The sequence below is a fragment of the Corynebacterium sp. KPL1824 genome (genome assembly GCF_000478095.1).
GTDB lineage: Bacteria > Actinomycetota > Actinomycetes > Mycobacteriales > Mycobacteriaceae > Corynebacterium > Corynebacterium accolens.
Genome location: NZ_KI515750.1, coordinates 547,365 through 569,260 on the forward strand (window position 1 = coordinate 547,365; position 21,896 = coordinate 569,260).

Genomic DNA, 21,896 nt, shown 5'->3' on the forward strand with positions numbered 1-21,896 from the left:
CTTGGCTGGTCTTATGCCACGGGGCCGAGGACCTTCAGCGCCAGTTCCTGGATATCCGGTGCGGTGGTAAAGGCCACGTCGATGTTTTGTTGCGTGTCTTCACAGCTATGCCCCTCGTCCAAGGGCTCGGTGATTCCAGAAACCAGCCCCACAATGGTCTGCCGGCCATCCACATCGCCGTAAACGGGCCCGCCGGAATCCCCGACCGCGCTGCACATCTCCGCCAAGGCAGCGTTGGAATCGTGTTCTAGGCCCTGGTAGTTGAGCTGCGTGGAATCCACGGCGTTTTTTACGTTCCCACAGGTCACGATGGTGGAACTGCCCAGCTTGCATACCGCATCCGGCAACTTGTTCAGCTGCGTGGCTACGGTGGTGGCTACCTCGCCTGGGGTGAAGTACTGCGCATCGCGGTACAGCTCGATAAAGGCAACGTCTAAGTGATTGGTCTCCTCGGCAAAGAAGTCCGAATAGATCACCTCGCCTACCGGATCGGCTGGGTATACAAAATCGCCCTCTTGGGTTCCGGCCCAGACCTTATCGCCAGGTTTGCCGCAATGGGAGGCTGTCACGGCGATGGTGCGGCCATCGGCAAGCGCGAAGGACCACGCCGCGGTGCAGGACTGGAAGTTAAAGTACTCGCCCGGCTGCGGGTCACTCGTGGTTAAGTTCAGCGCGGCGCCTGGGGGCACCGGCACCACCGCGGGCTCATAAAACTCGTTCGGCGGCGCCGGCGGTGGCGTGTCAGTGGATTGCGCAACCACCCCATCCTGCTGCTGGGTGGCATCGGTGCTACACGATGCCACCGTAAAGAGCCCTACTGCTGCCAGCAGGCTACTGGCTATTCGTACCCGCGTCACCTGCAGAGTCCTTGTCCTGTTCTTCCTTATCCGCCTCTGCTTGTGCTTTTAAGTCGCGGATGAATTTTTCCGGATCGAATTCGGTATAGTGCTCCGGCCCGGCGAAGTTTTCTAATGCCATGTGGTTGCTACACCTCCGTGTTCTTGATGCTCGAGGTAATAAAGTCCTTGACCGCTGCGGCATCGTTGGGCAGATCCGCCACGTGGCGCTCCGCATCTAGGATGTCAGCGAAACGCTCCGGTGGCTGCGGCGCGCTCCCGATGGCCTCGGTAATGGTTTCGCTGAATTTTACCGGCAGTGCCGTTTCCAGGCAGATAATGGGCGTCGTCACGCCCTCTTTTTGGGCCGCACGCGCCACTTTGATGCCATCGGCCGTATGTGGATCCGCCAGGTAACCATAGCGTTCGTTCACATCCTTGATGGTGGCGAGGCGGTCATCGTGGGTAGAGGAACCGGACAAGAAACCGTAGTCTTCACGCGCGGCCGTGATGAGCTCTTCTTCAAGGTTAAACCCGCCTTCTTTGACCTTGGTACCAAAGAGATCTGCAACGCGGGCGGCATCGCGTCCTAAAAGATCGAAAGCGAAGCGCTCGAAATTGGAGGCGCGGGAAATATCCATAGACGGCGATGAAGTGGCCATGGTTTCCGCGGCCGGACGCGGGCGGTAGTTGCCCGTGCGGAAGAACTCATCCAATACGTCATTCTCATTCGTCGCCACGATGAGGCGATCAATGGGAAGACCCATGCTGCGTGCGATATGCCCGGCGCAAATATCGCCGAAGTTACCGGTAGGAACGCTAAAGGATACCTTCTGCTCGTTAGTATCGGTGACCTTGATCCAGCAGGAAATATAGTAAACCACCTGGGCTAACAGGCGGGCCCAGTTAATGGAGTTAACCGCACCAATGCGGTAGTTGGCTTTAAACTCCGCATCGCTGGAGACGGCCTTCACCACGTCCTGGCAATCATCAAAGACACCGTCGAGGGCGATATTGAAGATATTCGGATCATCCAAGCCGAACATCTGCGCCTGTTGGAAGGCGGTCATGCGCCCGGCCGGGGTCAGCATGAAAACGCGGATGCCGTCGCGCCCGCGCATGGCGTACTCAGCAGAAGAGCCAGTATCGCCAGAGGTAGCGCCCAAAATATTCAGCGTCTCCCCGCGGCGGGCAAGCTCGTATTCAAAAAGCTCGCCCAAAAGCTGCATGGCCATATCTTTAAATGCAGCGGTGGGGCCCTCGGACAGGTGGCCGATAAAGAGGGCATCGCCAAGCTCAGTGACCGGCACGATCTCTGGGGAGGCAAACTTCGGGTTGGTATATGCCCGGGCTGCGATTTTATCCAGATCCTCGTCTGGAATATCATCGATAAACAGCTTGATGACCTCGGCCGCAAGGGCGGCATAGCCGTTGGTTTTCACCACATCGCGCCACGCATCCAACGTGGCGGAATCTAGTTGCGGGTAGGTTTCAGGCAGGTAAAGGCCGCCATCGGGCGCGAGCCCTCCTAAAAGGATATCCGTAAAGGATGCGGGCTGGCCGGTGGTATCACGGGTCGAAATATACTTCACAAGATGAATCCTAGTAGTTAACGCGTAAGGTATCAGCCATGTCGCAGCCAAATCCCAGAGAAGTTATCACAACCCAGGCGTTAATGATTTGGATCGCGGCAATGGCGGTCTACCTCGTAGCCATTACCGGGCGGTCTTCCTTCGGCGTCGCCGGCCTTGATGCCATCGAGCGCTTCGACGTCGATGCCGGGCGCATCGCGGTATTTACCTCCGTGCAATTAGGCGTGTATGCCATCGCGCAGATCCCCACCGGCATGCTGATCGATAAATTTGGCCCCCGCATCCTGCTCGTGGTGGGCGCGGTCATTATGGGCGTTGGCCAGGTCATACTCGGCTTTACCAGCAATTACGGGGTAGCTATCTTCGCACGCGTGCTCATCGGCGCCGGCGATGCCACGGGCTTCTTATCGGTGATGCGCATCCTGCCCTACTGGTTCCCGCTGCACCGCACACCGATGTTTACCCAGGTGACCTCCTCCATTGGCCAGATGGGCCAATTCATTTCCGCCGTCCCCTTCCTCTGGTTGCTAGGAACTGCGGGATGGACGGCAGCGTTCGTGACCTTGGGTGCAGTGGGCATCCTCGTCGCGATTGCCGCCGCCGTCGCGGTCGCTGACTCTCCGGAGAAGCTCGGGGTTATCCCTTTGGAGAAGGAACCGCCCAATTCCCAAGGCAGCAGCATCGGTGCCCGCTTAAAGGCGGTCTTTACCTCGCCCATCGCCTGGCAGGCATACTTTATTCACTACAGCGGCATGTTGCCGCTGATTGTCTTTGTCATGCTGTGGGGCATGCCCATGATGACCCAAGGCATGGAGCTGTCCAAGGGCAAGGCCAGCCTTGTGCTCACCCTCTTGGCCGTATTTTTGGTTCTGGTCGGGCCCTTACACGGCCGGATTTCCTCCCGAGCGCAGAATATCCGCCCATGGGTCGCGCTCGGGTTCGTGTGCCTGCACGTGCTGACCTGGGTACTATTCTTCGCCTTCGGCACCGGCGGGGGCCTTGCGGCCATCACTGCGGTCTCCTTTATCCTGGCGCTGTGCACGCCGACGTCGAATTATGGCTTCGACATCATTCGCGAGAACATGGACCGCTCTGTCGTCGCCACCGCTACCGGCTTGGGCAATATGGGCGGGTTTACCTCCGGCATGTTGGGTGCGCAATTATTCGGCATGGTCTTGGACCACTCTGCCGATGCCCCCAAATACTCTATGCCCGATTTCACCTCCGCCTCACTCGCCGTCCTCGCCGTATGGCTGTGCGGCATGGCTGGTGTCGTCATCACCCACATCCTGCGCCGGCGCGGCGGCTACGCGGGGCCATCCGTGCGGATCGTGGAAGTAACCTAGCGGTCTATTCGGGCCTTTCGGCCTCGTCCACCGTGGTGTCGGCCGCCTCTGCATCCTCCGCCTCTGCATCTTCTGCGTCTGGGTCCAAGATAAAGTTGATGGTCCCCTCAGGGTCCTCGAGGAACTCCCTAGTGGCGGCCACGGCTTCGGCCTCATCAAAGGAAATGCGCTGGAAGCCGGTGTCATTTAATTCCACGATATCGGCATTGGGGCAGCCTAATAGGATGGGTGAATGCGTGGCGATAAATACCTGCGCACCGCGGTCAACGGCTTGGGCGATTTCCGCTATCAATGCCAATTGCCGGACCACGGATAAGCCCGATTCTGGTTCATCCAGAATATAGACCCCAGCGCCGTCTACTCGCTCATAGAGCACGTCGAAGACGGACTCGCCGTGCGAGCGGGCCTGCACATCCACCTGGATGGGCAGGGTGGAACGCCCGCCGGTTTCCTCGGGTGATTGTTCGCGCGATAGCAGGTATTCGTGGGTTTCCGCGCGCAAGAAATAGGCGCGCTGGATGAGCTCCGTGCACTCACAAGCCACCGGGCTTACTGGCAAGATTGCTTCCGGATCCCCCATCCGGCCGCCCTTGGGAGAGCACCCAAGATCCGTTGCCATGGCGGCCAAGAGGCTGGATTTTCCTATGCCGTTATCGCCGACGAAAATCGTCACCGGGCGGGTAAAGGAAAAGCGCCTTAAATCCGCTAGGTAATCGAAGGCAGGCAGGCTGCGGCGATAATCCCGCGGCATGGATTTCAGGCGAATGGCATCAACCAACATGCCTGGAACTTTAGCAGCAGCAGCGGTGCACAGTTGGGGTATGCACGCTATCTCTTCGCTAGTGCTGTTGCTACCTCGAGTGCGGACTTGAGGTGCAGGATTAATGGATCCCCGGTTGCGGCTTGGGCAATGGTCTCTGCTGGAACCGTATTTACCGCAAAGGCTATCGCCAATCCCCCGCTAATAGGAAATACTATGGCTGCAGCCACCGCCAAGGTTGTAGATAATCTATTGCTTATTGTCATCGTCTCCTCCAGTCCCTCGGTAACGCACACCTTTATTCGTTACCGTTTCGTTATGGGATAACTCTAGGGAGACGAGCTGTTAAGGCCATGCCGTCAGTCTGCCGGTTTCCTGAAACTTCTTGGGGACCATTCGCAGGCATTCCAGTGCCCATGGCACTGGCCTAATTCGCTGGGGCGCTTTCGGCCACGATGCCATCGCTGGCAGGGATGACAATCCCCTTTTCGAAGGCACCGATGATGGCCTTTTCATCGTCTTCATCCAACTCACCAGAGGCCACGGCGCTCTTTAACTCGCGCTCGAGATACTGCCGGACATCAGACTTTCCGGATTTATTCTGGGTAATATCGCGCGGCACCGATTCCAGGGGAATGCCCAATGCCTTCGCCAGCGACATCACCCGATTGGCCTCCGAAGACGCATCGCCTCCTACTGCACCATTAACCTGGGCGGGCGCTTCTTCCTGCACCACTCCCCCAGCTACGGCATCGCCCACGGTCATCGTCCCTTTAGGCGGCTGATGGCGGCTGGTTGCCCACGTGCCAACGACGACGGCGATAATTGCCGCCACGGCGATACAACCCCAAAGGTAGATGAGCTTTCTGCGGTGGGCTTCCGGTGATTTAGCCATGTTAATCCGAACTTCCCCCGAAGAATCCGTATCCATTACCGCGCGAGGAATTGCCAGGGCCGCGTTCATTCAAGATATCGATGAGCGAGCGGATCGTGGCCTCCCCAATGCCGTCGCCGCGCCCGCGCGAGCGGGAGTCCGCACCGCCCTCGCGTTCGAAGTCGTCTGCGCGCTGCGGCGCATCGACGTTCTGACCGGCGCGGGACGCGCCCGTCTGCGGGGCCGATACCGCGATGGTCAAGGTGGAGCCATCTAATTTTAGGACGTCATCATCGCGGACCCCTGCCGCGCGAGCGGCGGAAAGCAAGGCGGCCAATTCTCCCACGGTGGCGGAGTCCACATCGAGCTGCAGCTGAAATGACATACCAAAGATCCTTTCTCTAACTTGTTCCTACTTTAGAGTCCGATACTTCAAAAGTTAAGGGAATGAGCGCTGTATAGACCAAGTTATGCAGCAACTTTAAGAATGCTCGAAGGATTCCTCCTCTCCCCAGAAGACTTCATCGACCACCTTGCGCGCGTGCCGGGTCAATTTCAGGTACGTATCCAAGAAATCCTGGTTATTCTCCGGCGTCCAACCGGCCGCACCGGCCACCTGTGCCAGTTGTGGGCCGGGCCCAGGCAATTGATCCACCCGCTTGCCGCGCACCAGCACCAATGCGTTGCGGGCATCCGTTGCCATCAACCACGCATCTCGCAGGTCGCTGGTTTGCGCGGCGCTTAAGACGCCGCTTTCTTCCAGCGCATCGAGCACCGGCAGGGTCCCTGGTTGGCGCAGCTCTGGATGCTCGTGCCCGTGCATCATAATCAGCAGCTGCACCGTCCACTCAATATCGGTCAGCGCCCCGCGCCCCAGCTTCGTGTGGGTGGTGCGATCAGCTCCCCGCGGCAGGCGCTCATTATCCACGCGAGCCTTCATGCGCCGGATGGCGCGAATGGTGGATTGGCTCGCGCCGCTATCCGGGTAGCGGTATTCATCGATCATCTCCATAAAGCGCTCGCCCACTTCCTCGTCCCCGGCGATGAAGGCCGCGCGCAGCAGCGCCTGCATTTCCCAGGCCTCGCCCCACTCGCGATAATAGCGCTTGTAGGAGGCAATGCTGCGCACCACAGCACCCGAACGCCCCTCTGGGCGCAGGCCCAAGTCAACGTCCAAGGGCGGATCCCCAGAGGGCTTGGCAAGGCGGCGGCGCAGCTTATCGACGATCCCGATGGCCCACCGGATGGCCTCGCCTTCATCGTCTGCTGCGTCAGGCTCTGCCACGAAAAGGACATCCGCATCGGAGCCGAACCCAAGCTCACGGCCGCCGAGCCGGCCCATGCCAATCACCGCAATGCGCGCCGGCGGTTCCGCATCCTCGTGGTCGTTCCGCCATGCCCGCACCTCCGCGCGGAGGGCGGCTTCCAGAACCGCATTCCAGATAGTCGGCAGCTCTTGGCACACCTGCTCAACGGGGATGATCCCTAAGAGATCGCCACTAGCGATGCGCGCCAGCTCCACCCTGCGCAGCGAGCGCGCGACCGCCACCGCCTTATCCGGTTGCGCATGGCGCTTGCTGGAATTGACCAGCGCCTTCGACACCTGCTCCGGCTTGGTTTCGAGCAGCTTGGGGCCGGTCGCGCCATCGGAAAGCTGCTTTACCGAATCCGGGGCGCTGATGATAAGGTCCGCGGTAAATGGCGAGGTTCCTAGGATATGCATTAAGCGCTGGCCGACGATCCCCTCATCTCTCAAAATCCGCAGGAACCACGACTTATCGCGGGCGGCCTCAGATAGCTTGCGGTAATTGAGCAACCCCATATCTGGGTCCGCGGTGTCTGCCAGCCATTCCATCAAGGTGGGCAGCAAGATGGCTTGAATGCGTGCCTTGCGCGACGTACCGGAGGCCAGGGAGGTCAGGTGCTCGAAGGCGCGCACCGGCGAGCTATAGCCCAATGCCGCAAGCTGTAGCTTGGCCGCCTCGGGCGAAAGTTTGAGCTCATCGGCGGACATGGTCACCACGGAATTGAGCAGTGGGCGATAAAACAGGCGCGAGTGCAGCTCAGAAATGCGCATCCTGATGCGGCGCAAATGCGCGAGCATGCCCTGCACCGCAGACTTTGTGCCCTGCGGGGAGAATCCCGAAATCACCGCGAGCCAGTTCAGGCCCGCTTCATCATCGTCTGCCGGCAGGGTGTGCGTGCGGCGGAAGCGCTCCAATTGCAGGCGGTGTTCTAAAAGGCGTAAGAATTCATAGGCCTCGATGAGCTGCGTGCCGTCTTCGCGGCCCACGTAGCCTGCGGAGATAAGCGCGTCGAGGGCATCCACCGTCGACAAAGCGCGCAGGGACTCATCGGAGCGACCGTGCACCAATTGCAGCAATTGCACCGCGAATTCAATATCGCGCAGCCCGCCGACGCCCAGCTTGAGCTCGCGGTGTTTGAGCTCATCCGGCACATTATCCAATACGCGCCGGCGCATGGCTTGGACGTCTTCCACAAAGGAATCGCGCTGCGAGGCCGTCCACACCATCGGCCGAATCTGTTCCAGATAGTCCTGCCCCAGCGGCAGGTAGCCGGTCATCGCCCGCGCCTTGAGCAGGGCCTGGAATTCCCAGGTTTCTGCCCACCGGCGGTAATAAGTCACGTGCGAATCCAACGTGCGCACCAGCGCCCCAGACTTACCCTCCGGCCGCAGGTTCGCATCGACATCAAAAAATGTCGTGGAACCAATCCGGTTAAACTCCGCAGCTAGCCTGGTGGCTTTGGGCGTTGCCTCGCTGCCGACGAAGATAACGTCCACATCGGAAATGTAATTGAGCTCGCCGGCACCGCACTTGCCCATCGCCATGACGGTAAGCTGCGCATCGAGCGGATCGTCGCCGTAGATCTTGCGCACCGCAACGGCAAGGGAGGCGGTAAGGGCGGCATCGGCAAGCGCAGTCGTCAGCGTGGTAACCTGCCGGAAGCTTACCTCCGGCTGCGGGCGGGATTGCCCCTTGCGGGAGTGGAAGGTACCCGCCACATCGTGCGCGGCAAGCCGCATCATCAGCGTGCGGTACTGGGTCCGCATCTCCTTTTTATGCTCGCCCTCGCTCGCGCGGTACGTACCCGGCGCGCTGAGATCGTCCCTTGCTGGATCGGGAGCATCGAGCTCTGCGGCAAACGTTGCCGGCTGCGCCCCCACCGTTTCAAGCAGGCTAGTCAGCATCTCTTCTGGCTCCGGGAGGGGCTTTTTCAGCTCCTCCCACAGCTCCGGGTGGGCGGCGAGGTGATCCCCGAACGCCGTCGACGCACCCAAGAGCGCGAGAAGGCGCACCCGCACTTGCTCATTGCTGCGGATTTCCGCATCGAGCTCCGGGGCCTGCTCGTAAATGCGCACGAGGTTATTAAGCGCCAAATCTGGATCACCGACCGCAGCCAGCGTCCATAAAAGGTCAACGGACTCCGGGTTATTCCATCCCAGTTGTTCTAAGTCTTGTGCGGCATGGGACCGGCTAAGGCCCAGCGACGCCGGCGAAGGCACCGTAGCAGGACGCATTATTCTCCTAGAAGTTCAGGTTGTTGCGCAGCTCGACTGTCGTAATTTGGCGCTGGTAATCGCGCCATTCTTCCCATTTGGCGCGCAAGAAGAACTCGAAGACGTGCTCGCCCAAGACCTCTGCCATAAATTCGGACTTTTCGAACTCGCGCAGGGCCTGATCCATGCTGGAGGGCAGATCCTTATACCCCATGGCGCGGCGTTCGCGGTGGGTGAGCTGGTGGACATCGTCTTCTGCGGGATCGTCTAATTCGTAGCCCTCCCGGATGCCCCGCAGCCCTGCGGCGAGGATGACCGCATAACCCAAGTATGGGTTCATGGAAGCATCGATGGACCGGATTTCCACCCGGCGCGATTCCTCCTTGGTCAGGCGATACGTTGGTACGCGCACCAGGGCGGAGCGGTTCTGCACGCCCCAGGTGGCCGAACCCGGTGCTTCATTGCCAAACATCAGCCTCTTATAGGAGTTGGGCCACTGATTGATAATGGGGCTCATCTCCGTGGAGTGCTCCAAAATTCCGGCGATGAACTGCTTCGCGGTGCGCGAGAGCGAAAATTCATCGTCCGGATCGTGGAAGGCATTGGACTGGCCTTCAAAAAGGCTAAAGTGCGTGTGCATTCCGGAGCCCGGGAGATCCTCAAAGGGCTTGGGCATAAACGTTGCCCGCACATTGGAATCCGTGGCCACCTGCTTAATCACCCGCCGGAAGGTCATAATATTATCCGCCATGGTCAGCACGTCGGCATGGCGGAGATCGATTTCCTGCTGGCCCGGCGCGGTTTCGTGGTGGCTAAATTCGGTGGCGATGCCGAGCGATTCCAATGCCAACATAGCGCGGCGGCGAAAGAGCGGCGCGGTATCGTGCGTCGCCTGATCGAAGTACCCGCCATTATCGGTGGGGACCAGGTCTGTCAGTTCCTTGCTGTGTTCCAGCAGGTAGAACTCGATTTCTGGCGAGGCCATGCAGGTAAATCCATCATTGGCGGCCTCGGTGACCTGGCGGCGCAGGATATGGCGCGGATCTACCACGGAGGGCTGGCCGTCTGGCTGCGCAATATCGCAGAACATACGCGCCGTTTGTAGGTCCGGCTCGTTGCCATCAAAGGGCAGGATTTGGAAGGTGGAGGGATCCGGCAGCGCAATGGTGTCCGATTCCGAGATGCGGGAAAATCCCTCTACCGAAGAGCCATCAAAGCCAATCCCCTCCTCAAAGGCGGATTCGAGTTCGGAGGGGCTCATCACTACGGATTTGAGGGCGCCCATGATATCTGTAAACCACAAGCGAATAAAGCGGATATCGCGTTCCTCAACGGTGCGTAAGACGAATTCGTGTTGGCTATTCATGCCCTAAACCTTACCGGCTCACCGCTAGGCAGTGTGCAGTTCATTAGTCAATTTCCACATGGTCAGATTCGCAGGTCGACAGAGTATTCAGGGGGTAACGATCGGGGGTTAATGCAGCAGGTACGGCTTCGTACACGTGCTTTGCTAGTGGGGCAAGCGAACACCTGTACAACCTTTCTAAAGGAAGAAACTAGTATGACCTCCCACGTTGATGAACTTTCTGCCAGCGTTATCGATGCCATAGTTACTGCCGCCCAATACGGGTGGTCCCCGGACGATTTACGCCACGTCCTGGGCGCTTATTCCTATCCCCTCATCTACCGCGCTAGCCCGCACGTACCTGCCCGCATCACCTCACCCGCGCTGCGCAAAGCGTGGCTGCAATTAGAAGCACCGCAAGAAAATTTCATTCCCCGCGATAAGCTGCGCGCCATCATGAAAGAGCTGGTGCACCTGCCGCGTTTACGCGATACCGAGCTTCTGGCCGGCGGCGAGCTCAGCCAAGCCGATGGTTCTAGCGACAAGCAGGATAAAATCCGCCACAAGGTCTTGGGGCTATTGCGCAAGGCCGAGTCCACGTCCTTTGCAGAAGAGGCAGAGGTGCTTATTTCTAAGGCCCAGTCGCTGCAGCAGAAATACCGCATCGAAGATCTCTTAACCGTGGACCAGCCCAGCCTCATTTCCCACCGCGTGCACGTTCACCCGCCATATATCAAACACCAGGTCACCTTGTTAGGCACCATCGCCAATGCCAATGGGTGCACCACCCTCCTCATCCACGAAAAGGGCCTTGCCTGCATCATCGGCGCGCCCGAAGACGCCGCCCACTGCGCCGACCTTTTCTCCTCCCTGAACCGCCAATGCGATTGGTACATGCGCAATAGCGAAGGGGCCGAGTTTGCACGCGCAACACAGACCACCGCGTCCTATCGCCGGAGCTTCCGGCTTTCCTATGCCGCCCGGATCGGGGAGCTGCTGGAGCTGGCCAACGAAGACGGCATCGAAGAAAAACTCGATGAATCTCCCTATTGCAGCCACCACGCTGAGCTCATCGCCACCCAGACGCTACCTGCACTGCAGGCCCGCACCGATCATGCCGAGGAAACCCGCGACCGCCTATTTCCCAACCTGACCACATCCTCGCTATCTATGAATAGCCTGCATGGCATCACTGATGGCATCACGGCTGCGGATAAGTCTCACTTGGGTGGGCCTGCCACTGGCATCGATTCTTAATACCGGCGGCCCCCTCACCCCGCGGCTTCTTCTGCCCGCTTTCAGCCCATGGTGCCGGCTGCGCATTTCTACCTGTGCACACAGCAAACGCTGCGAAATTTTTCAGGCGGTCGCTGCGCGTCACGGGTAGGATCACAGGTGAAATTAATTGTTGTAAAAGCTTAAGGGTATGTGAATGTCAGCACAGACTTTCCTAGAAGTAGAAGCGAAATTCGCCGTAGCAGAATCGACTCAACTACCTGAACTCACTCGACTCGAATCCGTTGACCATATTGCAGAAACGCGCCACCACGCTCTGTCCGCCATTTATTACGACACGGAAGATTTGCGCCTAACGCACGCCAAAATCACCTTGCGCCGCCGCACCGGCGGCAATGACGATGGCTGGCACATCAAAATCCCAAGCGAGGGTGGCCGGACCGAGATCCATGCCGAACTGGGAGAACCAGTAGACGGCAAATACGAGGTGCCCCAAGAGCTTGTAAAGCAAGTGCGCTCTATCGTTCGCCACAACGAGTTAAACCCCATTGCGCAGGTGGATAATAACCGCACCGAGATGCTGCTCGCAGACGAGCACAATAATCCGGTCGCGGAATTCTGCGATGACCACGTCACCGCCTTTTCCTTCCTGCCCGGCGGGCAGCAGCAATCCTGGCGAGAATGGGAGGTGGAGCTTGCCGGTGAGCTTCCAGGCACCGAAGAAGGAAGCCACTTCATTCGCCGCGCCACTTCCCTTCTCATCGGCGCTGGGGCGCGCGTTTCTTCGTCCCCGTCTAAGTTGAAGTCAGCCCTGGGAGATTCCTACAACAATGCTCCCCTACCGCCCGCGCTCATTACCCCAGACGTTGATGAGGATTCCCCAGCAGCCGCAGTGATTACAGCGCTGCAGGCCAACCGGGACAAGCTCATTGATTACGATCCGCGCGTTCGCCGCGATGAGTGGGACTCGGTGCACCAGATGCGCGTGGCCACCCGCGAGCTGCGCAGCCACCTGCAGACTTTTCACGGCATTGTCGTCGGCCCACAGATTGAGAAGATCGAAGCCGATCTCAAAGAGCTCGCCAGCATTTTGGGCGTAGCCCGCGATGCAGAGGTTGTGGAAGAGCGCTGGCAAGAGCTCTTGGAGTCCGAGGACTCCGATACCTTGGATGCCGCCACCCGCGAACACATCTCCCGCGATATGGGAACGGCCTACCGGCGGGCGCACCGCAGGGTCATCGCCGCGCTAAATTCTGAGGAATACCTCGAATTGCTCGAGTCCCTTGACCGCCTATTGGCAGATCCCCCTACTGCCGGTTCTCAATCCGCAGAAGATGCCGACGGTGATGACGATTCCGCTGCCGTGGACGCTGACGGGGATGCATCTGAGGATGCAGCCGAAGATTCTGCCGAAGAATCTGCGGAAACGCACCCCGCAGAGCAAGAATCGGACGCTGAAAAGAAGACGGAAGAACCGTCTAACACTGGCGATACGGGGGCCGAGGACGTCGATGCCGTTATGGCACGCCACTTGGAAAAGGCCTACAAAAAGTTGGTCAAGCGCCATAAGAAGGCAGTAGACAACTGGGATAACGCGGAGCTTTCGCTGCACGAGCGCGAGGATTATTTCCACGATATGCGCAAGGCGGCCAAGAAACTGCGTTACGCAGCAGAGGCAGCCGGTTCCGCAACGAAGCTAAAGACCAAGCGTCTGTACAAGGCCTGCAAAAAGATGCAATCGGTCTTGGGGGATTTCCAAGACTCGGTTACCTCGCGGGATAAATTGCTCGAGCTATCCCAGAACGCGCACCGCCGCGGGGAAGATACCTTTAGTTACGGCCTGCTGTACCAGCGCGAACGCGCCATCGGCCTGGCCGCCTTGGATGATTACAACGAGTCTTTCAAGGACATCAAGGCCGCATTTAAGCCGCTGCGCAAGAAGCTGAAGAAGTAGCGGCGGCCGTGGCACCAGTTGTGGCGCGTTAGGCCGCATTGGTAGCTGCCAGGTGATGGTTGGGAATTAAACTAGTCCCAGCCATCATCTTCTTTATCTGCGGCATCGGCGGCTTTGGTGCGAGCGCGCGCGATTTCTATGGCGTGCTCGGCCTCCTCGCGGGTGTCATAGGGGCCCATGCGGTTTTCCCAGCCGGACACTTTACCTTTGCTGACTTCCTTGGTGGAAGGGTCGTAATACCACTTCTCATCTGCTGTAGTCGCCACGATAGTCCCTTTCGTCTATATACTTTGGACAGCACGTGTGCGCCGCCCGCCTGTGGTTGGTGCCCACACTACCCATGCATGAAAACACGCGCCCGCTAGAATATGAGGGCAGTATTTCTTTTCATGCCTCCCTTGCGCCGTCAAGCAGAGCAAGGGAGCCGCTTTATCGGCTACTTTGTCCATGGCGCTAGCCCGCGCCACGTAGCCGCGTGATTTTTATCCGCCGAATTGGAAAAGGAGCTTTTGCCTTCATGCCACTGTGGTCGACGCCTAAGTCCCCTATCGCTGAGCGCGTTGCACAACAACACGCCTCTATCGTGGGAACGGAGCCCACCCATGTCGCCAGCGCGCCCGCGACCTGGCCACTTATTGGTGAGCATATCGATCATTATGGGGGCATCGTCGCCGCAAGCTTGTCGGATCTCCGCGCAGCAGCGGCCGTCAGTTCGCGCACGGATGGCATCGTTTCGGTCCATTACGTGCCGGCCAGTGGGGAGGCTGTACACGATTCCATTGGCCTCCAGGAGGTGGCGGCGCTCGCTGCGGCGCAACAACCCACGACGGACTCAGAGGGGCAACCGGTCATCCCGCCCGCACCAGAAGGTGGGCTGGCCGCGCGCATCGGCGGCATCGTGCACACCATGGTCAACCGCCAGTTACTGTCCAGGGAGACGGCCGGGGCGGATATCACCATCGTGAGCGATATCCCCAACGATATCGGCTTAGGCGCCGCATCGGCGGCGGATGTTGCCGTAGCGCTTGCCTTAATGGGCCCAACCGATAACCTCGACGCACCCTTGCGCGTGCGCGTTGCGGATGTCTGCACCCAGGCGGTGACCACCTTTGCCCATAAGCCCGCCCTTCGCGCGCGCCACACCGCCGCGCTGCGCAGCAGTGGCGACGGTGTGTGCATCATCGACTATGCCGATGGCTCGGTCACCCACGCGCCCCACGTCGTGGACCAAGACGTGGTGGCCTTCGCCGTGGCGGTGCCCGGGAACACTGCGGAAGAACAGTCACAGGCAATTGACGCCATCCGCCAGCGCCAGCAGTTTATCGATGATGCTTGCCATTCCTTCGGCACAGAGTCGCTGCGCTTATTGCCCGATGCTCAACAACGCGTGGTGGAGTGGCTCAAGGCGGTGCACAAGGTCTACGGCGAGGAGGGCCGCCCCAGCATCAATGCGGCTACTGAGTGGATGGCATTTTATGAGGAAGAGACCTCCCGCGTGGAGCACTTCGTGCGCTACCTGCGCTCGCACCGCCGCAACGAGCTTTTCCCCATTGTCTTGCAGTCGCAGGCCTCGTTAACCAATATTTATGGTTTCGATTCCGCAGAAAAGCTCGCGGAGCTGGTCACGGTCCGCGGCGCGGTGGCCGCGCGCTCGGCGCATGCGGGGCTATCTAGCGCTGTTATTGCCTATGTCCCCAGCAACCGCGCGGAAAACTTCGCGGCAGATCTGGCAGATGATGGCTTCCTGCTGGTGAAGCTGGCCGCTGGCGAGCCCGCCAAGGTAGAAGATTAAGGGCGAATGAGCCGGCCTATAAGCCGGATTCTGTCTAACCGCAGCGCCCCATTAAGCGGAACGCCGCGCGGCGAACATCCATCTAGACCAACCGTTGCCAGTTGGTTCCAGCAGCTACCTTCAGGCTCGGGCGAGCAGCCTTAAAACGCCTGATCGGGCCCTGCAACGTGGCAGGGCCGTGATGCCTTGCTCCCGGTGGGGTTTACCCAGCCACCGCCATCACTGACGATGCTGGTGCGCTCTTAACGCACCGTTTCACCCTTACCTTGTGTCCCCAACTTGAGCCGAAACGCAAGTGGAGGCACAAGGCGGTCTACTTTCTGTTGCACTTGCCCGCGGGTCACCCCGGGTTGCCGTTAGCAACCACCGTGCTCTGTGGAGTCCGGACTTTCCTCGACTTTCACTTGCGCCCACCAGCTGTCAGCACAGTTTGTCAGCCGCGATCGCCCGGCCGGCTCATTCACCCGCTCCATCTTCGTCGATAGCCGCGCACCTGTGCAAATCTGCTGGAACACTCTGCAAGGCGCTTAGTCGTAACGGATGACTTTTCGTCCATCGATGCTGCCGTCGTGCAGCTGTTTGAACACGTCGTTGACATCGTGAATGCTGCATTCGGTGACATCTGGTTTCACCTTGCCGCGCGCATAAAAATCAATGGCCTCGGCCAGGTCTTGACGCGTGCCGACGAGCGAGCCACGAATTGTCAGCCCCTTCAGCACGATGTCGAAGATGGACGCCGGAAATTCCCCTGATGGCAGGCCATTGAACACGATGGTTCCGCCGCGTTTAGCCATCTCGATGGCTTGCCCGAAAGCATCCGGGTGCACCGCAGTCACCAGCACTCCGTGGCTGCCACCGTCAGTAAAGTCCTGCACCGCCTGTACCGGGTCAACTTCGCTGGCGTTCACGGTAAATTCTGCGCCGTGGCGCTTGGCCAGCTCCAGCTTGGAATCGGAAATATCAACGGCGATAACCCGCATGCCCATCGCGTCGGCGTATTGCACCGCCAGGTGCCCCAGGCCGCCGATACCGGAGATGACGACATATTGACCGGGCTTGGTCTCGGTCATTTTCAGACCTTTGTATACGGTCACGCCTGCACATAGGATCGGTGCGACTTCTACCGGGTCGCTACCTTCCGGGATGCGTGCGCAGTAGCGTGTGTCAACGAGCATATATTCGCCGAAGCTTCCGTCGACGGTATAGCCGCCGTACTCTGCTTTCACGCAGCGGGTTTCCCAGCCAGTTAAGCAGGATTCACATTCGCCGCACGTCGACCAGAGCCAGGCGTTGCCGACAAGGTCGCCTTCGTTCACGAACTGTTCACCCGGCCCAAGCTTGACGACGCGCCCTACTCCCTCGTGTCCGGGGATAAACGGTGGTTCTGGTTTTACGGGCCAGTCACCTTCTGCAGCGTGCAGGTCGGTGTGACAAATCCCGGATGCCTCGAGTTTCACGAGTGCTTGGTGCTCGCCGGGTTCTGGGAGTTTTTCTGCACGGACGGTGACATTAGGGCCGAATTCTTCCACGACTGCTGCCGTGAATTCCTTCGGTGTTGTGTGGACTGTGCGGTTCTGGTTGGTGTAGTCATTGCTTCTCCTCCTCTGGTTGGTGAGCTCAAGCAATGAGCTCTGGTTAATGAGCAAACTGCCGAATTTCAGTATAGAAACAAAATAATAAAATGTGAAGCAAGTCACTTATTGGGTATTGTTTTCATTTCGCTGCGCACCTGTCCTGCCATCAAGAGTGGCTGCACCTAACGCCCTCGGCGGCTTATAAGGCTCACCAACGAGGGGTTAGTACAAGCCGAACACGGTGCACACGGTGGAGGCAGTAAGCGAAAGAAAGGCAGCGGCAAAAACTGTAGCCGCTGCTTATCGAGTTCCCGGTACTAGCTGCGTAAAAACTAAGCTCACATCACCGTCAGCGCAGGTGCGCGGTTTCGTTCACGCTGAGTACCGCCGATGCCACCGGCGAGTTCTCGTCATAAAACTTGACGACGCCAATGCTGGCAAGATCCAAAAACAGGTGGCTAAACGTCGCTGGCCCAGCATTCAACGCCTGGCGGGTCAACGATTTAATCGGATTAACGTGACTGACCACAGCGATCGTTTTACCGGGGTGCTTGGCGACGAGTTCTTTTCGGAATTCCCGTACGCGGCGGTGCACCTGTGCGAGTGATTCCCCAGCTGGCGGTGCTAGCGACGCATCGGTAATCCAGGGATCGTGCAGCGCGGCATCGTCATCCTGGGCCTGTTGGAAGGTCAGCCCCTCCCAGTCGCCAAAATCTGCCTCGATCAACGCGTCGTGCGTTTCTACCTGGGCACCGGTTTTTTCCGCGATCTTTTTCGCCGTCACCTGGCAGCGCTGCAGTGGCGAGGACACCACCAGATCAATCTCGCCGCGTTCGGTCACGGCGGCAGCCGAAGCTTCTGCTTGCTGCATGCCGGTCTCGGTCAGCTCAATATCGCTGTGCCCGCAGTACCGGTGCTCAGCGGAGTAGGTCGTTTGCCCGTGCCGCACCAGAATCAACGTGGTCGGCTGGCAGGTCGCGCCCGTCCACGAGGCATGCGAGCCGGTGCTAATTTTCGCAGCGCCAGCATCCGAAAAAGTATCGGACACGGCCTGTTCATCAGCGCCAGCGGCAGTATCACCAGTGTCAGAATCATCGCCAGAATCATCGCCGCGGTCCACCACACCCGGCGCGTGGCCGGCGGCAGCAGCATCCATAGCCTCATTCGACAGTGCATCGGCTACTTTGTTGTCGTTTCGCCGCACCCAGCTCAGGTTCACCCTTCCGAGCTGCTGCATGAGCTTCTGCGCCTGTACACCCAGCTGCTTCATGTCTGGGTGTTTGATCTTCCAGCGGCCGTTCATCTGCTCGACGACCAGCCGGGAGTCCATATAAAAGTCGACGTCATCCGCGCCCAGCTCGACTGCAGCTTCCAGCCCGCGCAACAGCCCGTGATATTCGGCGACGTTGTTGCTGGCTTTCTTGCCGACGACATAGACGATTTCGCGCAACACCGTCTCACCATCGGCGGCGTAGACGACGGTGCCAGAACCTGCGATTCCGGGATTTCCGCGCGAGCCGCCATCGGCGTAGATGATGACCTTCATGATGCCAGGCGCACCAGGTAGGAACCACAGTCGCTGCATTGCGGCAGTTCATCGGCAGGCGCATTGCGCACGGCGTTTTTATCGGCGGGCGGCAAGACGATAAAGCAGCCACCGCAGGCCCGGTTGGCCTTAAACTGCGCGGCGCCGACGCCGTTTTCTTGCCGCTGCGCGTCGTATTCCTCGAGGACATCGGAGGGCAGCTGTTCGCGCAAATCCGCGATGCGCACGGCGGGGTCGGGCTGGTTTTCCGCGGCCTCCTGCGCCGCGTCGGCGGCGCGGCGCAGCATGTCCAGCTTGCGCTCGGAATCCGAGACGCGCGCGCCGTGGACGTCCAAGTTGGAGCGCAGCGCGTGGATCTCGTTGTGGGCTTCTTGTAGCTCACTCATTAGATCCGCGATGCGGGACTTGGTGGCGTAGAGATCGTGCTCGATGTCCTTGCGCTTTTCGGTATCCAATTCGGCACCGAGCTGGCCCTTGTCATCGCGTTCGCGCCGGCGCAGCTTGCGCTCATCGGCCTGGATGCGCAGGATTTCATTTTCCATGTCATCGACTGCCATCTGCGCGGAACCGGAGGCATCGAGCAAGCGCTTGTGTTCCTGCTGCGCCTTGTCGTATTCGACCTTTTCTGGCAGCTCTTTTTCCCCGCCAATGCCTTGCGAGCGTTCCAGGTTGGCCAATTCCAGCAGTACCGGCTGTAGTTCTTGCGATAGTTTCACTTATGACTCCTTTGGGTGCGCGGAGATAGTCCACGGATCAGTACGCAGGCTAATAATTTCCGTATCTAGTTCTAATGCTGCTTCTACGATATCGCTTGCTTGCGCCGTCCAGGGAAATTCGCTGGCCCAGTGGGCTGTATCGATGACGGCCGGTCCCCCGGCGCGCAAATGTTCGTCCACCGGGTGATGGCGCAGATCAGAGGTAACATAGACATCGACGCCCAGCTTCGCCGCAGCTGTAAGGAAAGAATCCCCGGCGCCGGATGAGACCGCCACGGTGCGCACGGTCTGCTCTGGGTCGCCCGCGGCCCGGATGCCCCAAGCGGTCTCCGGCAGGGCATTGGCCACCTGCTGCGTAAACTCCCGCAGCGTCATCTCGCGGGGCAGCTCGCCCACGCGGCCCAGGCCCAGCGCGGTATCAAGGTCGCCGCTTCCGGCCGTTTCCACGATGTCATAGGCGGGCACCTCATACGGGTGTGCCTCGTGCAGCGCTACAATCAGCGTGGACCGCAACGAGGCGGGAGCCACGAACTCCACCCGTACCTCGTCGCCGCGGTGCAGCTTGCCGATGTCCCCTTCTACCGGGTCCGCGCCCTCCTCCGGCTGGAATTGGCCTGCGCCCGCGATATCGAAGGAGCAGTGCGAATAGGCGCCGATGTGGCCCGCGCCGGCATCGAAAAGCGCCTGCTTGACCTGCTCCGCACTGCCAGTAGGAATATGCACTCCCCACTTATCGATGGTCTCTGGGGCCTCCGGCACGATGGGCCGGCCCGGAGTAATGCCCACGAGCTCCGCGAGCTTATCGTTAACCCCTGGCCGGGCCTTATCGGCGTTGGTGTGGGCGGCAAAAAGCGCCACGCCATTTTTAATTAGGGTGTGTACGACCTTGCCCTTGGGCGTATCGGCCGCCACGGATTCCACGCCGCGCAGTAGCAGCGGGTGGTGGACTACCAACATATCCGCGCCGAGCTCAACCGCGCGGTCCGCAACCTCTTGGGTGCAGTCCAAAGCAAAGGCGACGTTGCGCACCTCGTCTGCGGGATCGCCGCAAATAAGGCCTACGGCATCCCACTTTTCGGCCAAACGGGGCGGATAGGCCTGGTCCAAAACGCGGCGCACATCGCCCACTCGCACAGCAGACATGGGGATACTCCTTTATGCTCGATTCTTGTAAATTACGCTAGTGCTATATCCTGTCTCCCGCACTACAGTACTATCTGCGCAAAGGGTTTTCGCATGACTGAATCTTCTTCTCACTCGGGTCTCTACCTCGTCTTTGTGTGTACCGGCAATATTTGCCGCTCGCCCATGGCTGAAATCATCGTGCGCGATGAAATGGAAGATGACATGCTCGATCTCCTCGCCACCGTGGATTCCTGCGGGCTCGGCGGCTGGCACGTGGGGCAAGGCGCGGATGAGCGGGCCGTGGCAGAACTGCGCCGCGCCGGACACGATGGGGCATCCCACCGCGCATCCAAATTGGGCGAAGAGCACATGGACGCCGATCTCTTCATCGCGATGGATTCCGGGCACTATGATTCGCTCATCGATCTGGGCATCGACTCTGACAAGGTCCGCCTGATGCGCAGCTTCGATCCCAATTCCCCGGAGGGCGCCGAGGTCGCAGACCCCTACTACGGCACCGAAGAAGACTTCGAAACCGCGCGCAAGAATATCGAAGCCGCCGTCCCCGGCCTGCTGGATTGGATTCGCGAAAACCACGACTAGACTTGGGGGCATGCTAAAGACGTTCCTCAAGCCTGGCTGGGTGCTCATGCTGCTTTTCGTAGTGGCATTTTCCTACCTGGCCTTTAGTGTCCTTGCCCCATGGCAGTTGGGAAAGGACGATGACATTGTGGAGCGCAATGAAAACATCACCCACGCCTACGAGGCCGATCCGCAGCCGATTGACCAGGTCGTAGACGATGATGGGGCCATCTCTGGCGATGAATGGTCCCGCACCACTCTGAAGGGCCACTACCTGCCCGAGGATGAGGTGCTACTCCGCCTGCGCCCCGCCGGTTCCGGCCCGTCCTATCAATCCTTGGTTCCTTTCCGCACCGATGCGGGCCTGACCATGCTGATTAACCGCGGTTGGGTCAGCGCCGAGGAGGGCAATGCGGTGCCGGATATTCCGCCCGCCCCCTCCGAGGAGGTAACGATTACCGGCATGGTGCGCTCGAATGAGGCCGAGCACAAAACCGCCCCCATCACGCAGGAGGGCTACCAGCAGGTCTATTCCATCCACACCGAGCAGGTGGGCTCGCTTATCGGTGCTGACTTAGGCCAAGACTATATCCAGCTCTCCGAGGACCAGCCGGGCGTCCTCAACGCCATGCCCATCCCGCAGCTCGACCGCGGCAACCACCTTTCTTACGGCTACCAGTGGATTGCCTTTGGCATCATGGCCCCGCTGGGATTGGGCTACTTTATTTGGTCCGAGATTCGCGAGCGCCGCCGCCTGCGCGAAGAAGAAGCCGCCATGCAGGCCCTCGACGCCGACGCGGAATCGCTTCCCAGTGCCCCCATGTCCAGCTCCACTACCAACCGCGAACTTGACACCGATGCCGCTGCCGAGCCTGAGCCACGCGATCCCGCCGGATCTGCGGACTCTGCGCAACAACGCGCACAGGATTCGCGTTCTACGTCGGACACCCATTCCGCTGCGCTGCGCAACCGCTCCCGCTACGGCGATTCCAAGCCGGACCACTATGCCAAGCTGAAAAAGCGCCGCCGCGAGCGCTACTGACCATATTCGTTGGCCAGTTCAGGGCCCCTCGCCTAGGGCCCACTTTTGTCACAAGC

General features: G+C 59.6%; 19 protein-coding genes and 1 other RNA gene. 6 read left to right on the forward strand and 14 right to left on the reverse strand.

Going from position 1 to position 21,896, the window contains the following annotated elements; all coding sequences use genetic code 11:
* Window positions 1–11 precede the first annotated feature (11 nt).
* From HMPREF1267_RS08875 to thrC, 3 genes are read right to left on the reverse strand one after another with little or no spacing between them, the layout of a single operon-like run.
* On the reverse strand, window positions 12–857 hold the full coding sequence (locus HMPREF1267_RS08875; RefSeq protein ID WP_023029019.1) for a trypsin-like serine protease: 846 nt from the start codon (window positions 855–857) through the stop codon (window positions 12–14).
* The gene (locus HMPREF1267_RS13175) at window positions 832–978 is read right to left on the reverse strand and encodes a hypothetical protein (protein ID WP_023017197.1); all 147 of its coding nucleotides are present in this window, start codon (window positions 976–978) and stop codon (window positions 832–834) included. Before HMPREF1267_RS13175 ends, HMPREF1267_RS08875 begins: the two co-directional genes overlap by 26 nt.
* A 7-nt stretch (window positions 979–985) precedes the next feature.
* Window positions 986–2,428 carry a threonine synthase gene (gene thrC, locus HMPREF1267_RS08880; protein WP_023029020.1) on the reverse strand — a complete coding sequence of 481 codons (1,443 nt, stop codon included), beginning with the start codon at window positions 2,426–2,428 and terminating at the stop codon, window positions 986–988.
* A 38-nt stretch (window positions 2,429–2,466) separates the two neighbouring features.
* On the opposite strand from thrC, the gene HMPREF1267_RS08885 reads away from it, so the two are divergent.
* Window positions 2,467–3,774 (forward strand): nitrate/nitrite transporter, encoded by a 1,308-nt coding sequence (locus tag HMPREF1267_RS08885; RefSeq protein ID WP_034667176.1) that lies wholly within the window; start codon window positions 2,467–2,469, stop codon window positions 3,772–3,774.
* Window positions 3,775–3,778: 4 nt separating this feature from the next.
* Here the strand turns inward: HMPREF1267_RS08885 and HMPREF1267_RS08890 are convergent, their stop codons facing one another.
* From HMPREF1267_RS08890 to HMPREF1267_RS08910, 5 genes are all read right to left on the reverse strand, one after another.
* On the reverse strand, window positions 3,779–4,555 hold the full coding sequence (locus HMPREF1267_RS08890; RefSeq protein ID WP_005284000.1) for an AAA family ATPase: 777 nt from the start codon (window positions 4,553–4,555) through the stop codon (window positions 3,779–3,781).
* Window positions 4,556–4,961: 406 nt separating this feature from the next.
* The gene (locus HMPREF1267_RS08895; RefSeq protein WP_005278242.1) at window positions 4,962–5,429 is read right to left on the reverse strand and encodes a hypothetical protein; all 468 of its coding nucleotides are present in this window, start codon (window positions 5,427–5,429) and stop codon (window positions 4,962–4,964) included.
* A 1-nt stretch (window position 5,430) separates the two neighbouring features.
* Window positions 5,431–5,793, reverse strand: a complete 363-nt coding sequence (locus tag HMPREF1267_RS08900; RefSeq protein ID WP_023029023.1) for a hypothetical protein — start codon at window positions 5,791–5,793, stop codon at window positions 5,431–5,433.
* Between the two features lie 96 nt (window positions 5,794–5,889).
* Window positions 5,890–8,949, reverse strand: coding sequence for a bifunctional [glutamine synthetase] adenylyltransferase/[glutamine synthetase]-adenylyl-L-tyrosine phosphorylase (locus tag HMPREF1267_RS08905; RefSeq protein ID WP_023029024.1), 3,060 nt, complete (start codon window positions 8,947–8,949; stop codon window positions 5,890–5,892).
* Between the two features lie 7 nt (window positions 8,950–8,956).
* A complete protein-coding gene (locus HMPREF1267_RS08910) occupies window positions 8,957–10,294 on the reverse strand; it encodes a glutamine synthetase family protein (RefSeq protein WP_023029025.1) in 1,338 nt (445 codons plus the stop codon).
* A gap of 195 nt (window positions 10,295–10,489) precedes the next feature.
* On the opposite strand from HMPREF1267_RS08910, the gene HMPREF1267_RS08915 reads away from it, so the two are divergent.
* The gene (locus HMPREF1267_RS08915) at window positions 10,490–11,530 is read left to right on the forward strand and encodes a DUF2786 domain-containing protein (RefSeq protein WP_023029026.1); all 1,041 of its coding nucleotides are present in this window, start codon (window positions 10,490–10,492) and stop codon (window positions 11,528–11,530) included.
* A gap of 175 nt (window positions 11,531–11,705) precedes the next feature.
* Window positions 11,706–13,463, forward strand: coding sequence for a CYTH and CHAD domain-containing protein (locus HMPREF1267_RS08920; RefSeq protein WP_023029027.1), 1,758 nt, complete (start codon window positions 11,706–11,708; stop codon window positions 13,461–13,463).
* Between the two features lie 71 nt (window positions 13,464–13,534).
* Here HMPREF1267_RS08920 and HMPREF1267_RS08925 read toward each other — a convergent pair whose 3' ends face one another.
* A complete protein-coding gene (locus HMPREF1267_RS08925) occupies window positions 13,535–13,729 on the reverse strand; it encodes a hypothetical protein (RefSeq protein ID WP_023023202.1) in 195 nt (64 codons plus the stop codon).
* A 251-nt stretch (window positions 13,730–13,980) separates the two neighbouring features.
* Here HMPREF1267_RS08925 and HMPREF1267_RS08930 point away from each other — a divergent pair, with 251 nt between their 5' ends.
* Window positions 13,981–15,255: a galactokinase family protein gene (locus tag HMPREF1267_RS08930; protein WP_023029028.1), complete on the forward strand. Its 1,275-nt coding sequence runs from the start codon at window positions 13,981–13,983 to the stop codon at window positions 15,253–15,255.
* Between the two features lie 3 nt (window positions 15,256–15,258).
* Here the strand turns inward: HMPREF1267_RS08930 and rnpB are convergent.
* From rnpB to HMPREF1267_RS08950, 5 genes are all read right to left on the reverse strand, one after another.
* Window positions 15,259–15,714, reverse strand: an RNA gene (rnpB, locus tag HMPREF1267_RS12410) — RNase P RNA component class A.
* 68 nt (window positions 15,715–15,782) lie between these two features.
* A complete protein-coding gene (gene adhP, locus HMPREF1267_RS08935) occupies window positions 15,783–16,784 on the reverse strand; it encodes an alcohol dehydrogenase AdhP (protein WP_034667179.1) in 1,002 nt (333 codons plus the stop codon).
* A gap of 394 nt (window positions 16,785–17,178) precedes the next feature.
* Window positions 17,179–18,375, reverse strand: coding sequence for a bifunctional RNase H/acid phosphatase (locus HMPREF1267_RS08940; RefSeq protein ID WP_023029030.1), 1,197 nt, complete (start codon window positions 18,373–18,375; stop codon window positions 17,179–17,181).
* Window positions 18,372–19,091 carry a zinc ribbon domain-containing protein gene (locus HMPREF1267_RS08945; RefSeq protein ID WP_005278217.1) on the reverse strand — a complete coding sequence of 240 codons (720 nt, stop codon included), beginning with the start codon at window positions 19,089–19,091 and terminating at the stop codon, window positions 18,372–18,374. Before HMPREF1267_RS08945 ends, HMPREF1267_RS08940 begins: the two co-directional genes overlap by 4 nt.
* Window positions 19,092–20,234 carry a Nif3-like dinuclear metal center hexameric protein gene (locus tag HMPREF1267_RS08950; RefSeq protein WP_023029031.1) on the reverse strand — a complete coding sequence of 381 codons (1,143 nt, stop codon included), beginning with the start codon at window positions 20,232–20,234 and terminating at the stop codon, window positions 19,092–19,094.
* Window positions 20,235–20,327: 93 nt separating this feature from the next.
* On the opposite strand from HMPREF1267_RS08950, the gene HMPREF1267_RS08955 reads away from it, so the two are divergent.
* Window positions 20,328–20,819, forward strand: coding sequence for a low molecular weight protein-tyrosine-phosphatase (locus HMPREF1267_RS08955; protein WP_023029032.1), 492 nt, complete (start codon window positions 20,328–20,330; stop codon window positions 20,817–20,819).
* Window positions 20,820–20,829: 10 nt separating this feature from the next.
* Window positions 20,830–21,840, forward strand: coding sequence for an SURF1 family protein (locus HMPREF1267_RS08960; RefSeq protein WP_023029033.1), 1,011 nt, complete (start codon window positions 20,830–20,832; stop codon window positions 21,838–21,840).
* The last annotated feature ends 56 nt before the right edge of the window (window positions 21,841–21,896 follow it).